This window comes from Chitinophaga sp. MM2321, assembly GCF_964033635.1.
In the GTDB taxonomy this organism is placed as follows: Bacteria; Bacteroidota; Bacteroidia; order Chitinophagales; family Chitinophagaceae; genus Chitinophaga.
Genome location: NZ_OZ035533.1, coordinates 2,277,133 through 2,293,718 on the forward strand (window position 1 = coordinate 2,277,133; position 16,586 = coordinate 2,293,718).

At 43.5% G+C, this 16,586-nt stretch carries 9 protein-coding genes; 4 read left to right on the top strand and 5 right to left on the bottom strand.

Going from position 1 to position 16,586, the window contains the following annotated elements; all coding sequences use genetic code 11:
• Window positions 1–67: 67 nt before the first annotated feature.
• The 3 genes from ABQ275_RS08825 to panC all read right to left on the bottom strand — a co-directional run bounded on the left by ABQ275_RS08825 (window position 68) and on the right by panC (window position 2,466).
• The gene (locus ABQ275_RS08825; protein ID WP_349317921.1) at window positions 68–1,078 is read right to left on the bottom strand and encodes a lysylphosphatidylglycerol synthase transmembrane domain-containing protein; all 1,011 of its coding nucleotides are present in this window, start codon (window positions 1,076–1,078) and stop codon (window positions 68–70) included.
• Window positions 1,079–1,120: 42 nt separating this feature from the next.
• Window positions 1,121–1,465, bottom strand: coding sequence for an aspartate 1-decarboxylase (gene panD, locus ABQ275_RS08830; protein WP_349317922.1), 345 nt, complete (start codon window positions 1,463–1,465; stop codon window positions 1,121–1,123).
• A gap of 137 nt (window positions 1,466–1,602) precedes the next feature.
• A complete protein-coding gene (gene panC / locus ABQ275_RS08835; RefSeq protein WP_349317923.1) occupies window positions 1,603–2,466 on the bottom strand; it encodes a pantoate--beta-alanine ligase in 864 nt (287 codons plus the stop codon).
• A 110-nt stretch (window positions 2,467–2,576) separates the two neighbouring features.
• On the opposite strand from panC, the gene ABQ275_RS08840 reads away from it, so the two are divergent.
• The 4 genes from ABQ275_RS08840 to ABQ275_RS08855 all read left to right on the top strand — a co-directional run bounded on the left by ABQ275_RS08840 (window position 2,577) and on the right by ABQ275_RS08855 (window position 7,943).
• Complete coding sequence (locus tag ABQ275_RS08840) at window positions 2,577–3,395, top strand: glycogen/starch synthase (protein WP_349317924.1); 819 nt, start codon at window positions 2,577–2,579, stop codon at window positions 3,393–3,395.
• 50 nt (window positions 3,396–3,445) lie between these two features.
• The gene (locus ABQ275_RS08845; protein WP_349317925.1) at window positions 3,446–4,804 is read left to right on the top strand and encodes a DUF4270 family protein; all 1,359 of its coding nucleotides are present in this window, start codon (window positions 3,446–3,448) and stop codon (window positions 4,802–4,804) included.
• A gap of 21 nt (window positions 4,805–4,825) precedes the next feature.
• Window positions 4,826–6,082, top strand: coding sequence for a methionine adenosyltransferase (metK, locus tag ABQ275_RS08850; RefSeq protein ID WP_349317926.1), 1,257 nt, complete (start codon window positions 4,826–4,828; stop codon window positions 6,080–6,082).
• Window positions 6,083–6,533: 451 nt separating this feature from the next.
• Window positions 6,534–7,943 (top strand): right-handed parallel beta-helix repeat-containing protein, encoded by a 1,410-nt coding sequence (locus tag ABQ275_RS08855; RefSeq protein WP_349317927.1) that lies wholly within the window; start codon window positions 6,534–6,536, stop codon window positions 7,941–7,943.
• Between the two features lie 59 nt (window positions 7,944–8,002).
• Here the strand turns inward: ABQ275_RS08855 and ABQ275_RS08860 are convergent, their stop codons facing one another.
• Both ABQ275_RS08860 and ABQ275_RS08865 read right to left on the bottom strand, forming a co-directional pair.
• Window positions 8,003–9,700: a GMC family oxidoreductase gene (locus tag ABQ275_RS08860; protein WP_349317928.1), complete on the bottom strand. Its 1,698-nt coding sequence runs from the start codon at window positions 9,698–9,700 to the stop codon at window positions 8,003–8,005.
• A 104-nt stretch (window positions 9,701–9,804) separates the two neighbouring features.
• Window positions 9,805–16,569, bottom strand: a complete 6,765-nt coding sequence (locus tag ABQ275_RS08865) for a fibronectin type III domain-containing protein (protein ID WP_349317929.1) — start codon at window positions 16,567–16,569, stop codon at window positions 9,805–9,807.
• Window positions 16,570–16,586 lie beyond the last annotated feature (17 nt).

Genomic DNA, 16,586 nt, shown 5'->3' on the forward strand with positions numbered 1-16,586 from the left:
GTTAACCGGCCGTATTAAATTAAAGTTAAGAAAAATGAGGGGAGAATGATCAGGTGTCACCTCCGCATCAGGGTTGCACTTTTCGTTGCTTGTTATAAATGGGGAGAGCTATCAGGCTGAGGAAGCCAAGGAAGATCACGAGCAGGGTTTGTGCCAGCCATATGATCCAGCCGAAGGCAAAACCGATGGCGTAAGGAATATGATATAGTTCCAGTGTTTTCTCTACCAGTGGCTGATAAGCGCCGATACCGCCAGGCATAACGATCATGCCTACACTACCGATCATCAGTACAGCCAATGCGGCACTGATACCCAGGTGGCTGGTTTCTGCGAGGCAGAAGAAGCCCATATATACCTGTGACAGGTAGCAGATCCAGATGAGCATGGACTGCACAATGAACCAGCCTTTATTTTTCATTTTGCCGATAGACAAAATGCCTTCTATTACACCCCTGGCGAGCGCCTTGATGGTGATGGCTACTTTGGACCGGGCAAAGAGGCGCAGCAGCCATAACAAAAGGAGAATGACCAATATGCCTATTGCTACTATGATCAGCAGTTGTGTGATGTTGGCTTGTGCTATTTTGTGCTGGATAGGTGTGAGAATGGCGTTATTGACATAGGCGCCGAGGATATCGAACTGGGAAAATACGGTAATGAACAGGAGCAGTACCAGGCAAAGGAGGTCTACAGCCCGTTCGGCGATCATGGTGCCTACCAGTTTATCAGCAGGTACCTTTTCATACCGCGCCAGTATGCCGCAGCGGGTTACTTCGCCGAGGCGGGGTACGCCCAGGTTGACAAGATAGCCGACCATAACGGCAAAAAAGGTATTTAAAGTAGAGGGGTGGTAGCCCAAAGGTTTCATGAGTTGTTTCCAGCGAACGGCGCGCAGCCAGTGACTGGCTATACCAAGAACGATGGCGGGAATTACCAGCCAGTAGTTGGCCCTGTGCAAAGCATCGTTGATCTGTCCCCAGAGTTCAGGCGTGATATTGCGGGTAAACAGCCATATCAGCAGGACTCCTATGCCGAAAAAGCAAATAAACTTAATGACGTTTTTAAGCATTTTGGGCATACTCCAAAGTTGTTTTTAGGGCGTTAGAATGGTAATATGGGCTTACAGTTTATTTCCTTCTTTCGGAAATATGGCAACAGGCGTATATTTCTTAGCTTCTTCAAAATCCATGGTGGCATAGGACATAATGATCACCACGTCGCCGGGGGCAACGAGACGGGCGGCGGGACCATTCATACAGATTACACCGGAACCTGCTTTGCCTCTGATGACATAGGTTTCCAGTCTTTCTCCGTTATTAACGTTTACTACCTGTACTTTTTCGTACTCAATCAGACCAGCGGCATTCATCAGATCTTCATCAATCGTAATGCTTCCAACGTATTGAAGGTTGGCTTCCGTAACTACCGCGCGGTGGATCTTACACTTTAATATTTCAATTTGCATAATTGTTTCTGGCTATTTGCTGGAAAAGAGCGTCCGCAAAGCTAGGGAAAAAAAATAATTTAACGTGCAAAGTGAGGTAAGAAGGCAGTGGTAGGAAGATTTCGGGTCATGTAAATCCTGCTGCCACTGTCTGCGGATTATAGCGATCCCTGCAATACCATGTTATCAATCAGTCTTACGCCATCGAGCCAGGCAGCAATAGCGGCTACCACTGTATGGTTGCCGGGCGGCTGGTCTATATGGTGGAGGTTGTCCCCCTCCAGCGTGAGGATGTCCACGTATTCGGGCTCAAAACCTTGTTTTTTGAGGTTTTCGAAGGCTTCGTGTGCGCCTTCCAGGAAATAGAGTCCTTTGCCAAAGTCGTGTTTCAGTTTCTCCAGCGCCTGGTAAATGGCCACTGCTTTTTTGCGGGCGATGGGGGAAAGGCGTTCATTACGGCTGCTCATGGCAAGTCCGGAGGATTCTCTTTCGGTGGGACATATAACTAATTTTACCGTAGAATTTATAATTATAAGGAGCTTACGTATTATTAAACATTGTTGTAGATCCTTTTGTCCCATGAAAAGCTTGTGAGGCTGAACAATATCAAGTAATTTGTGAACTATCCGGCCTACCCCCTGGAAGTGGCCTTGTCGGAATTTACCTTCGAGGATGGTTTCCAGGTTGCCGAAATCATAGTTTTTACCAATAGTCAAACCTTCAGGATACATTTCCTCAACAGATGGCAGGAAAAGAATATCTGTTGATGCATCGTTTAGTTTTTTAATATCCTCTTCAATTGTAATGGGATATTTTTCAAAATCTTTCGGATCATTGAATTGCGTAGGATTTACGAAGATGCTGCAAACAACCACATCATTTTCTTTTTTTGCAGCCTGAATAAGTGACAGATGACCATTGTGCAATGCTCCCATAGTGGGCACAAAACCAATGCTTTTGTTGCTTTTTCTTACCAGATCCAGGTGCTTCTTCAGGTCACTGCTGCGCTTAAATAGATACATAAAACATTGCTTAAAAGGATGTTAAAACTGACAGATTGGCCAATATTCCGTAAAAAATCCGTAATTTTGCAAGCCAAATTAAAAATTACTGCATTAATAATCAGCGTTAAATGTCCACAAAGAAAAGAATTCTTTTTATTGCCCAGGAGATGTCGCCGTATCTGGAATTGAGTGATTACGCGGCGATGGTCAATAAAATGGCAATTAAGTCCAATGAGGCGGGCCTGGAAGTGAGAGTGATCATGCCTAGATTTGGAATTATTAATGAGAGAAGACACCGCTTGCATGAGGTGGTAAGACTGTCGGGTATCAACATTGTGATAGACGGGGATGACTATCCGCTTATCATCAAGGTGGCCTCTCTTCCGAATGCCCGTTTGCAGGTGTATTTCCTGGATAATGAGGATTATTTCAAGCGTAAAACTGTTTTTGCCGACGAAAACGAAGAGTTTTTCGACGATAATGCAGCCCGCGCGGTATTCTTCTGTAAGGGAGCCCTGGAGACGGTGAAAAAATTTGGATGGCCTCCGGACATCATTCATTGCAGCGGATGGATGACTTCTTTGATCCCCATGTATCTGAAAACCGCCTATAAAAAAGAACCGGTTTTTGCCAATTCAAAGATTGTATATTCTTTATCTCCCAATTCCTTCAAGGAAAAGCTGGGTGCTTCTTTTGTTAAAAAAGCCACTATCAGCAACCAGATCAAGGAAAAAGATATTGAACTTTACAAGGAAGGTACCAATACAGCCCTCAACAGGGGAGCCGGTAAATACGCGGATGCGGTAATACTGGCAGGAGACAAGGTGGAGAAAAAAGTAGTAGATGAGTTAAAGGCCGAAAAAGGCAAGATCATCTTACCTTACAAGAAAGAAAATGATGATCTTGGTGATTACCTGGCGTTGTATAATCAATTGCTGGGCAAATAATTACTTCAGAGAATTTTCGCCAACTTCATAAATAACTAACAACATATCGCGTGAAGATTAATTTCAGGAACCTTAGCTTTGTAGCCGCTTTTTTTACCCTGCTGTATGGATCATCCGGTTGTAATGAGTCTACCATTCTTGGTACAGGACTGATACCCCCGGGGGATTTTGTTAATGCAAAGGATACTACTATCAATAACATCATTGCACATAATATCCTGCAATATGATTCATCTGTAGTAAACGGGTATACCTACTACAAAAAAATACTCGGCTCTATCACAACGGATCCTGTTGTTGGTAAAACACATGCTTTCGTATACACACAGGTGAGCTTACCCAGCGGCGCCTTTACTTTTGCAGGAACCGGTCAGACACTGGATTCCGTGGTACTGTCACTCAGCTACCTCGGATATAGCGGTGATTCTACCACACCCCAGACGTTCCGGGTATACCGCATGTCAGATCCTGCTTTCAGAATCGATTCCAACTATGCATATAACAAACCTTTACTGTATAACCAGTCAGACTTACTGGGTACCGCTACGGTAACACCGCTGGCAGTACGCGATTCTGTAAATGTTTATGGTACCATGGAAACCGCGCAGCTGCGGATCAAACTGAGCAGTCTTTTTGGTAACGAACTGCTGCAACAGAAATCAGACGGTTCTTTTACCAATGATTCTACTTTCCGTGCCTACCTGAAAGGTTTTGCCATTGTACCGGATACGATGCTGGGTACTAACAGGAACATGTTTTACCTGGATCTGAACAATACCAACACCAAGCTCACCGTGTTTTACAAGAATAGCACGGATGATTCCCTGCGTGCGACTTTTGCATTCAACCAGTATGCCAGTGCGCACTCCAATTATTTTGTGCGTAACTACAACGGTTCCGAAGCTGCCAGGTATATCAACACCAGTAACCCATTGGGCGATAGTATCCTGTTCCTGCAAACCAATCCGGGGCTATATACCAAACTGACGATTCCGGGTCTGGAATCGTTCCCTAATTCGGTTATTAACAGAGCTGAGCTGGTGATCACACAAATTACTACCGGGCCAACCGATATGAATAATATTTTTACTGAGCCAGGAAGCTTAACTTTGAGTCAGTATGTTACCGGAGACTCCACCAAACTCCCCATTGATTATACTTCAGGCGGCGCCGAATACTTTGGAGGTACCAAAAAGGTTGTCACTAATTTCGGAGGTGTGCAGGTTGCACAGTACACTTTCAATGTTGGCCGCTATCTGCAGATGCTCCTGAAAAAGGTAGAAACCAACAATGGCTTCAGGCTGCAGGGTTACTCTCCCTTTATCATGGATGTAAACCGTGTTAAAGTGGGAGGAGGAAATCTCTCACAGTACAATATGAAACTGAGAATTATTTATACCAAACCATAAAACTGCTAATTCAAGACTTTTATGCCTTACTTATTTACATCTGAATCTGTTTCAGAAGGACATCCCGATAAAGTTGCAGATCAGATCTCTGACGCCCTGATAGATCATTTTCTGGCATATGATGCAAAATCTAAAGTAGCTTGTGAAACGTTGGTAACTACCGGTCAGGTTGTACTGGCAGGGGAGGTGAAGTCGGATGCTTACCTGGATGTGCAGGAAATTGCCCGTGAGGTGATCCGCAAGATTGGATATACCAAGAGCGAATACATGTTTGAAGCTAATTCCTGCGGTATCCTTTCCGCTATTCACGAACAATCTCCTGATATCAACCAGGGTGTTGACCGCAAGTCTCCTGAAGAACAGGGTGCAGGTGACCAGGGTATGATGTTTGGTTATGCTACCCGTGAAACAGACAACTATATGCCGCTGGCACTGGACCTGGCGCATAAACTGTTGCTGGAGCTGGCAGTACTCCGCCGGGAGAATAATGAAATCAAGTACCTGCGTCCAGATGCTAAATCCCAGGTTACTATTGAATATTCTGATGATAATAAACCGGTAAGAATCGATACTATCGTTATCTCTACCCAGCATGATGATTTTGACGAGGATGAAAAGATGCTGGCGAAGATCAAGGATGATATGATCAAGATCCTGATCCCGCGTGTGAAAGCACAGCTGAAACCGGAATTACAGGAATTGTTTAATGGATATGACATCAATCACCATATCAATCCAACCGGCAAGTTTGTAATTGGTGGTCCTCATGGTGATACCGGCTTAACCGGCCGTAAAATCATTGTGGATACCTACGGTGGTAAAGGTGCACACGGTGGTGGTGCATTCTCTGGTAAAGATCCTTCCAAAGTAGACCGCTCTGCGGCTTACGCAACCCGTCATATCGCTAAAAACCTGGTAGCTGCTGGTGTTTGCGATGAAATACTGGTACAGGTATCTTATGCTATCGGTGTGGCAAAACCATGTGGTATTTATGTAAATACTTATGGTACATCCAAAGTAAAACTGAATGATGGTGAGATTGCGAAGAAAATAGAAGAGATCTTTGATCTGCGTCCTTACGCTATTGAGCAAAGACTGAAACTGCGCAATCCTATTTATAGTGATACCGCCGCTTATGGCCACATGGGTCGTGAACCGAAAATCGTTACCAAGGTATTTAACAAAGGAAAGAAACACGAGAAAAGTGTAGAAGTGGAATTGTTTACCTGGGAAAAACTGGATTACGTAGACAAAGTGAAAGCAGTATTCGGGTTATAAACTACCCTGCATCATATTTAAAAAGCCGGCTCATATTTTTGAGCCGGCTTTTTAATATCCAAAGGTTATCTTAGTAAGAATTATCAACCGAATTTTTTTTTAAATTTTTTTAAAAAAAACATGAAAAAAGTTATGTATTATGAAATTTAATGCAGTATATTTATTTAGCATATGGGCGATCTGCTTGTGTTTCAGAGCCAATAAGGCAAAGAGCTTTCGTTAATCTCATTTAAATCTGCTAATCAGCACGTTCTGTTTTCAGCTGCCAGGTTATAATCAGAAAAGACACTTTGAAAAAGGAAAACAATGGGTTGTTACAATGTTGTTTTCTATTTTAATTTTTAGATATTCGCAAACAGAAACCATGTCGTGTCCATATCCGATAATATCTTATGAGTACTTTTTAGTGTTTGTAAGCATTGAATTTAAACCATATAACTTTAGAAAAACCATGAAGAATTGCATTTCCTTACGTTTTCTGGCGGTAACGTCAGCAGTCGTTTTTTTTGCCGCAAGCTGCACCAAAGATGTATTAGAACAAATCAAACCGTCTCCGTCTGTTCCAGACAAAGAAACACCAACGGCGCCTGTTAAGGGTACCGCGTATACCCTTGTTCCTGATGCGGAAGGAAGATTGATAATTGATGGATCAAAGTCCACTTACAAGGGAGGTGATGTGCTTTATCTGAAAGGTAATTTTTTAGCAGTAGCTGTTATGAACCTTAGCGGAACTGCGGGTAATCCGATTATTATTACCAACACCAATGGAGTGGTTACCAAAATCGGTAATCCTGGTTGGAACGGTGGTTCCTGGGCGGAAGCACTAAAGTTTGATAACTGTCACTACATTAAGGTTGGAGGAGAATCATCCAAAGCAAACTTCATTCTTGATTGCTCAACACAGCCGGCCAGAGATGCCTATTTTGACCTCGTATTAAGTAAACATACAGATAACTTTGAAATACAGAATATTACTATCCGCAATGGTGGTACTGGTATTTGGGCTAAAACAGATCCTGTAAAAGGAGATCCGAGTACGCATTATCCTAACTCTACTATGGATAATCTGTTGATTCATGATGTGTCTATCAGCGGTACCAACAATGAAGCCATGTATATAGGCCACACTGCAACTTATTGGGATCTGAATGCGAATACTTCCTACTACGGAGATCCTTCCGGATTTGCAGCCAGTGGCAATTATGTGCAGCCAATCAAATGGCACAATGTTAAAATCTATAACAATGATGTGTCTAATGGAGGAGCAGATGGCATACAGACTGCAGCTATTGACCAGCTGGAAATATATAATAATAGTGTTACTAACTGGGGACAGCAACATAACACTTCGCATAATGGTGGTATACTGATTGGTGGGCGTACTACCAACACAAATACGCACGACAATTATGTGCATGACGGATGGGGAGAGTTGTTGCAGTTCTACGGCTCCGGTGAAAATGGAGCTACACATATTATCAGCAACAATCTTTTTAGAGATAACGAGAGTGGTGGTAATGATGGTGTAAGCCTGAGAGGTGCTAATAAAGCAGTGGTGCAGGTACTCAATAATACCATTGTGAGAACTGGTGGTGCATCTTTACGTATTAACGGTGAAAAGGGAATGACTGCCCCGCTGATTGTTAGTGGTAACGCATTTATTCAGCCTCGTATGAGTGGAGGTGTTATAGCGCCAAATGCATACATTTATACTGAAAATGGCGGATCCGCTACTCTGGGAACAGGTGATAAAGCCAATACTACCTTTGCTACAGTATCAGCCGCCGGCGTAGATGGGAATAATTTTTATCAGCCTTTATCCGGTTCTGCTTTGGGTAATAGTGGTTATAGGAAGAAATAATTGTGCAGTAATGTAGTTATCTATAAAGAAAAAAGCAGGTCCGGGTGGACCTGCTTTTTTTATAAGTTATTTTGTTTCAACTGCTGCACCGCATAATTGCAGGCCCTGGCTGTTAGCGCCATGTAGGTAAGCGAAGGGTTTTGTGTAGCAGAGGAGGTCATTGCGCTGCCGTCTGTAATAAAGACATTACTTACTTCATGCAATTGGTTCCAGTTATTTAATACCGATGTTGTGGGATCATGGCCCATTCTTGCGGTACCCATTTCATGAACACATTCGCCTCCGATATAATTGTAGTCGAAGCCGGCTACATTTACAAAACCACTTTTTTCCAGCATTTCCATGGCACTGTTACGCATGTCCTTGCGCATGGCATTTTCGTTATCCTTTATTTTAAAATTTACTTTTACCAGCGGTTGCCCCCATTTGTCTTTATGGGTTTTGTCCAGCGTGATCCTGTTGTCTTCATAAGGGAGTACTTCACCCCAGCCCCCCAACCACATCACCCATTTACCTGGGGCTGTCAGCTCCTTTTTAAACGTATCACCATAGCCGTCCAGTTTGAAATTATCCATCCAGGCTTCGCGTTCAGCATATCCCTGGTAGCCAAATCCTCTTATATAGTCATTTCTTTGGGTTGCAGCATTGAGATTCCGGAAGCGGGGAATATAAATACCGGCAGGTCTGCGGCCGGTATAATATTTATCCTGTAAGGCGGGATACTCACCCATACCGCCCACTTTGAAATGATGATCCATCAGATTGCGGCCAACAAGATCACTGGAATTGCCTAAACCGTTTGGAAAGGCATCCGATACAGAATTGAGCAGGATAGCGGCGGAAGCAATAGTTGATGCATTCAGGAAAATGATCTTTGCATAAAATTCCATTGACTCCATTGTTTCCGTATCAATAATACGTACTCCGGTAGCTTTCTTAGTTTCTTTATTATACATCACTTCAGTTACAGTACTGAAAGGGCGTAGGGTCAGATTACCCGTGGACATTGCTGCGGGGAGTGTAGCACTGTTTGTGCTGAAATAACCACTGTAAGGGCATCCACGATGGCAAAGGTTACGGGCCTGACAGGGGCCTCTTTCTTTCCAGCCGCGGGTAAGGTTCGCCACACGGGCAATAGTAACCAGGCGGTCTTTATATTCGCGGCTTACAGCTTCCCTAAAGGTAAGTTCCAGACAGTTCATTTCAAATGGGGGAAGAAATTGTCCGTCGGGCAAATGAGGGAGTCCTTCTGCCTGTCCACTGATGCCGGCAAAACTCTCTACATAGTCGTACCATGGCGCCAGATCTGCATACCGGATAGGCCAGTCTACTCCATGTCCATCTTTTTTATTGGCTTCGAAATCCAGGTCACTGAGGCGGTAACACTGTCTGCCCCATGTCAGGGACCTTCCACCTACCTGGTAACCACGAATCCAGCTGAAAGGAGTTTCCTGGATGTAAGGATGTTCCTTATCGCGAACAAAAAAGTGTTTGCTGCTTTCATCATAAGCGGCACTTTGAATAGGATCCTCCGCTTTATCTCTTTCAGGGTTGTTGAGTCGGTGTTCAAATTCCCATGGATTTTTCATCGCTGTGGGATAGTCTTTTACGTGTTCTACATTTCTGCCCCTTTCTAACAACAAGGTCTTTAAACCTTTTTCACACAGTTCTTTGGCAGCCCAGCCTCCACTGATTCCCGAGCCTATTACAATGGCATCATATGTATTTTGAGAAGTAGCTTTTAAGTTCAGGTTCACGGGTGAAATGCATCTTTGAGTTAAACAAAAGTATCTATAAAATCTGAAAACTCCGGTTATTATAACCGGAGTTTTCAGACATGCATATTTTATGTGTATGATATTTAATTCCTGATCAGTTTGATTGTTTTAACCATTTTATCATTTGCCATTATCTGAAGGAAGTATACGCCCTTGATTAAGTTCGGACCGAAGTCCAGTCTTTCATTAGAAGCACCTCCGCCAGTGTTACCCAAAACCTTTGCAAATAACAGCCGACCTTGTGTATCAAACAGTTTGACAATCATCTTCGCATTCTTAGGTGTTTCGTCCAATGATAAATACACGAATGATTGGAATGGATTTGGGTAAGCATTGATAACCGGTTCTTTTATCATCAACTGTGTATTAACCGGAACCAGTGTGTTGCCAGACATATTAAGAGCTCCACCCGAAATTCTCTGCAACAATGTGTTACCGCCACTTGTGCCTGGGTCAACACCATAACTGCTGATCACCAGAGAGTTTATGTAACCGTATTGCGCCTGCGGACCTGTAGTCATGCTAATGAGTACGTAGCCATCCTGATCCGGTCTGATATTATCCAACTGAACAGTTTGAGTACTGTTATTTGAACTGTTTAAAGATACACTTTGACCGTTGACAGTATATATCGTTGTGCGGTCACCGGCACCGTCCCTGCTTCCCAGGAAAGTAAATGTATATGCCTGTGATTGATTGAGCCCTTCTACTCTCATCGTTGCCAGGCCATTACCATCGATCCACCAGGAACTTCTTAAAACGTTGTCTGGATAGATGCCGGAGTTATTACCGGTAATCACACCAAACGGATTATCGCCACTGAAGTTTTTAACAACACTTAAAGCGAGGCCTGAGTTGTCACCCTGTTCTGTTAACAGGTTACTGAAACGGGCACCTTCCATCGGAGCTGCGTTGGTATTGTTCCATGGTGAACCTGCCGGGTTATCACGATTGATATTCACATATACGGAGTAGGCGTAAGTATATCCACTGGCTACATTACTGTAATCAGAAAACAGTGTATTATCTACGACTCTTACTTTATAGAAATAACCGGTATTTTCTGAGAGGCCGTTATCCAAGTAGCTGGTAGTATGAGCAGGGAGAGTAGTGATTAATGAATAAGCGCCATCTACTGTTGCTGATCTCCATACCTGCATAGCTGTTCCGGTTGTTGCATTATCCTGCCAGTTGAGTGCTATACTGTTGCGTGATTTACCCAGTGCTTTCAGATTAGATGGTGCCAGTGGCAAACCATTATCTGCATAGGACTGTATTACCAGTGCGCCGATATATCCATATGATGAGCCTGTGCCACGTTTGAAGCTAAACTCTATCATACCGGTTGCATCAGGAGATAGACCGTTGATCTGAACAGTATTGCTTGTATTGGAGGCTGCATTCAATGTTACTGTTTGCGCACCTACTGTATAATCTGTGTTTCTGTTGTCAGCAACGCTTCCACGACTGGCAAAGAATATCAGGTTGTACTTATTTCCTGCTGGTAAACCGGTTATTCTTATACGTTTGGTATTTGCTGAAGATTCAAAATAAGCGGTTTGCATAACACTATCCGGGAAGACACCGCTATTGTTACCAGTTGTTGCACCTACTGCGTTGGCGCCTTCAATGGCATCAACCAGTGTAAGAGTTATACCTGTAGCAACACCATCCCCATTCTTTATATTGCTGATGGATTTGCCTGCTTGTGGGAAGGTATTGAAACTGTTCCATGGCGCACCTACCGGGTTCACTTCATTGAAGTTCACGTATATACTAGCCAGTGATTTAGTTGTAACAGTGATTGAGAAGGTCCGTATTGCTGTTCCTCCTTTGTTATCTGTTGCAGTAATACTTACATTATTATAAACACCCACATTGCTGCTGGTAGGTTTAACAGACAGGACACCATTGCCGTTGCCATTATCAGTAAACGTTGCGAAGGATGGTAATCCCGTTGCAGAAAGCGTAATGATAGTTCCTACATCGCCGGTAGCACTTACGGTAACATTGGTGGTGTCGCCTGTTTTTGCAGTTATATTGCTGATAGGAGCAAGTACTGGCGGAATGTTGGCGGTTTGTACACTGGCAGTATCACTGAAAGCAGAAGAACCATAACTGTTGATTGCTCTTACTTTGTAATAATACCTCGTGCTGCCATGAACGGTGCTATCGTTGTATGTGGTTGCGTTAGCATTGGTCGGAGCAGGATTCAGCAGTGTAAATGGTCCTGCCGGATCTGTAGCCCGATGTACTTCGTAGCCCGTTTCATTATATGCTGCATCAGACCAGTTTACTTTTACAGCTCCGGTTATTAATTGTGCAGCTATGTTTTTGGGTGCTGCCGGTGCTGCGTGATCATCATATGCGGCTTCAATAATCATCGCATTCAGATAAGCAAAGGATGATCCTGTACCGTTGATAATATCCAGTAATACAGCGCCAGTACTATCCGGTACTATATTTTTGATCGTAACTGTATTAGTGGTGTTGTTGGCTGCGTTCAGCGAAACACTTGTTCCGTTGATAGAATATAGCGTGGTGCGGTTATCGCTTACTCCGCCACGACTACCAAAGAACGTGATGTTATAAGTGAAATTAGGGCCAAGTGTTAAACCTGATAATTGTAAGGTTTGTTTTGCACCTGCTCCGCTCCACCATGCTGATATTATTACCTTATCTGGATAGATGCCTGTATTGTTGTTGGTGGTAGCGCCTGAATTATTGGTACCATTATTCTGATTCTGCCATGGTGTAATCACCTTCATTGAGATACTGGTAGCAGTATTTGTAGAGTCTTTCAGGTTAGCATATACATCATTCTGAACAGGAGGTTTGTTTACGTTATTCCAGTAGCCAGTTGCTGCATTCGTACCATCATTGAAGTTGATGAATACTACTTTGCCTGGATTGGTAGCTGTAACTGAGATGGTAAACGATTTGACATCAACACCACCTTTACCGTCATTTATGGTAACTGTTACAGGATAAAGCCCGCCATCAGAATAGCCAGGATTCAACTGGATCTGCGCATTATTACCGGTTGCTGTGAAGGTAGCGAAAGCTGGTAATCCCGTGTTAGACCAGGTCAATACATCAGTAAGATTATTATCTGTTGCGGTAAGATTTACCTGTGATGCACTACCTGTGCTGGTAGTAACATTTGATATCGGATTTAAAACCGGTGGATAGTTGTCATTTATTGTTAAGGTAAATGATTTAGTTGCTATGCCGCCATGCTGGTCAGTTACTTTCACCTGTATATTGCTGTATATTCCCTGATCTGCGAGAGTAGGGTTGAAAGTAAGGCTGCCGGTACCATTGCCATTGTCTGCCAATACACCAAATGCGGGGAGATTGATAGCAGTCAGAGTCAGGGTTTCGTTATCCGGATCTGTAGCAATTACAGGTATCACCAATTGCGTACCATAACGCATGCCTTTATCAGATAGGTTCTGGAGTACAGGAACTGTATTGACTGTAATAATACTCAGTTCATTGCTGTATGCAGATGTTCCTGTTCCGTTCTTCGCTCTTACTTTGTAGTAATAGCTGGTATTGGCTATAATGGAAGTATCGGAATATACAGCAGTAGTACTGTCACTTGATGTTTTGGTGGTCAGTAAGAGGTAACTGGTATTATTGCTCATTGAGCGGTATATTTCAAAGCCGGTTTCATTATTGGAATTATCATTCCATTTCAGATTAACCCGTGAAGTAACCGCAGTACCAGTAAGTACAGTTGGTGCAGCTGGTAATGGTGGTAATGCCAGTGTGGTAGCTTTAACGTTCACATTTTCAAAAGCACTGGCTGGTATATTCTGTTTGGGAATAGCCGGGGTGCGTTGATAACTTGCTGTCAATGCCTGTCCACCACCTTGCTGGAAGTAGGTCACATAAATCTGATGACGTCCTGCAGTGAGGGTAACAACACCGGATCTTTCGGTGGTACCTTGCAGGAAGTTATTATTAACGATTGTATGTGCATTGTCAAATCCATCAATATACAGTTTACTGCCATCATCGGAGGAAGTATAGAAGGTATATTGACCTGTGGTTGGAATGTTAATGTATCCGGAGAACTTCAACGCATAATTTACATCACGTTGACGGATGTCCAGATTCACATTGGGTGTAATACCACTTTTTACCGGTGTAAGCGTATTGAAATCAGGTAATGTGGTATAAGAAGCTTCATAATAATCGTAGCGTAATCCACTGATATCGCTAAGGCTTACACCAGAGTTACCATATTTATTGATGGCTTTTACTTGGTAGTAGTAAGTTGTTTGCGCCGTCAGCAGACTATCAGCGTAAGTTGTAGCATTTGCTGCAGTAGTGGCTACAATATTGTAAGGACCCGCTTGTGCAGCTGCACGGTATATTTCAAAACCAGTTTCATTATTGCTGTTATCGTTCCATGTAAGATTTATCTTATTGTAAGATACAGCAGTGGCTTTGGTATTAGAAGGTGCTACGGGAACGGCTGGCAACGTAAGTGTATCTGCAAAGAAGGATGCAGGGATTTCCTGCCGGGTGGTAACACCGTTGGCCGTATTTTTCCAAAATATTTGCATTGTTTGCCCACCACCTTGCTGGAAGAAACTGATGCTGATCGGATAAGAACCTTTGGTAAGATTGATTGTTCCTTCTCTGTATTGTGTTCCGTGTAAGCCGTCATTATTCACCAGTGCAGTAGCTGTTGGGCTATAGTTGCCAATGTATAGCTTACTGCCATCATCTGAATAGGTTTCGAATGTATAATTACCTGTAACGGGTATGTTGATATACCCCTGCCAGAGAATGGCATAGTTGGTTTCCTGTGTTCTTACAGAAAGATCAACGGTTGGGGTAGTACCCGTTTTGTCTGGTGTCAGTGTTGTGAAATCAGGCAAGGTATTGAAAGCACCTAAATAATATTTATAGTTCAGACCTTTAGAGATGGCAGCTGCACTGGCCTGGTTGCTGGCAGGTGAAACATTGCCGGCTGCATCCCTGGCTTTTATAATAAAGGTATAAATCTGCCTGTTTGTTAGACCATATGCCGTAAAGGAGGTTTGATCTCCATTGATAGTATAGGATTTAACACCGTTAATATATATGTCGTATTTATCTACTGCAACATCATCTGTAGATGCAACCCAGGAAAGGGTTACAGAAGTACGGGTAGTGCCTGTCGCTGTTACATTTCCAGGAGCAATAGGAGGGGTGCTGTCATATTGTGTGGTAGCATTGGCTTCATTGCTTACAGCCGCTGCACCGCTATTGTTGACAGCGCGTACAATATAAAAATATTGGGTATTGGGATTCAGACCATGGTCTTCATAGGTGAGCACATTTGCATTTACCAGGGCTATTAACGTATACGGCCCACCGGCTGTGGCAGCACGGTACACTTCAAAACCTGTTTCACTATAGGTCTGGCTCACATTCTTGTTCCAATTTAAGGTAACACCCGTTTTGGAAGTACCGCTTGCTACGAGGCTATTTGCGGGGGCAGGTGCCTGACTTCCATTGGCAGGAATGACAGTAAACGGCGCAGAAAAGCTGCTAGAGCAGCCATACAACTCTGTTACTTTTATTACATAATTACCAGCCTGACGAACAGCCAAAGTATTCTGAGTGCCGAGTGTAATACTGGTATCTGCTGCATTTTTCCATACATAGGAAGTGTAGCCTGTTGGTACCTGTAATACTACGCTGTCTTTCCCATCCGGAGCGGGGATCACTTTACTCATCAACCCAGAAATCTGGATATTGGGACTTACTGTAGGTGCTTTTATTTTGATCTGTACTGGTATGGGTGACCACTGGCTCCAGAGGCTACCACTTTTTACCCGGGCATCATAAGTACCTAAGCTAGTTACCGTAAGGGTGTTGGAAGTGGCACCGGAAATGAGTGCGCCATCTTTACGCCATTCATAACCGTCGAAACCGGCGGTGAGTCCAAGCGTTACGTTAATTAGATCTCCTGTACAGAACTCTGTTCTGCCAAAGAGAGGCCAAGGATTCGCTTTATTTGCCCGGCTCATGAAAGGGAAGTAATCTGCCTCATTCCAGGCGAGATCCCACACGCCATGACCCTGGCCTGCATATACTGTCAGTTTCATATTACCACCAACAGCCTGCGCGCTAGCATACAGATCCTGTGCAATGTTGGCAGTCGGATTTGGATCTATTGCACCCTGGAACTGCCAGAGGGGTGTATATTTAAAGATATCGAGACTGTTTTTTAATGAGCCGTTAGCTGCACTGATGGGGGTAAAACCAGCAATGAGTTTAGGCGCCCGCAGGGTGAACTCCCAAGTGGAGGTACCACCTGCAGAAAGTCCTTCTACCATAATGCGGAATGGATCCACATTGATCTGTGGAACAAAGAAATTATTGATCAGTTCAGTTATAATATCATATTGGGCAGCGCCAAAATAGCCGGATTGGCTTTGAGGATAAAAGAGGAAGCCATCGAAACTTCCGTCATCCACTTTGTTTTTATGGATTTCCCCACCATGTAGGAGCTGATACTCATTATCGTAAATAGTTCCTAGTTCTCCCAAACCATGAAAGAACATGATCAGCGGATACTTCTTTGTATCAGCAGGGTTGTAGTTTTTGGGAAACTTTAACCGGAATGCCAAACCTTTGTAGATATAGCATTTGTAGGAAGTACTTACCCATCCTACACGGTTTGTTTTCACCCATTTTCCAATGCTGCCCCAGGCTGGTTGAGTTGGGGGAGAGGCCGGATTGTAAACAACAATAGGATCGTTGGGATCTAATACGGTTTGTGCAGTAGCAAATTTCATCCCGAATAGGAGAATGAAAAATAGTAGGTGGTAAAGTTTTTTCATATGTGAAGTATTAGCGC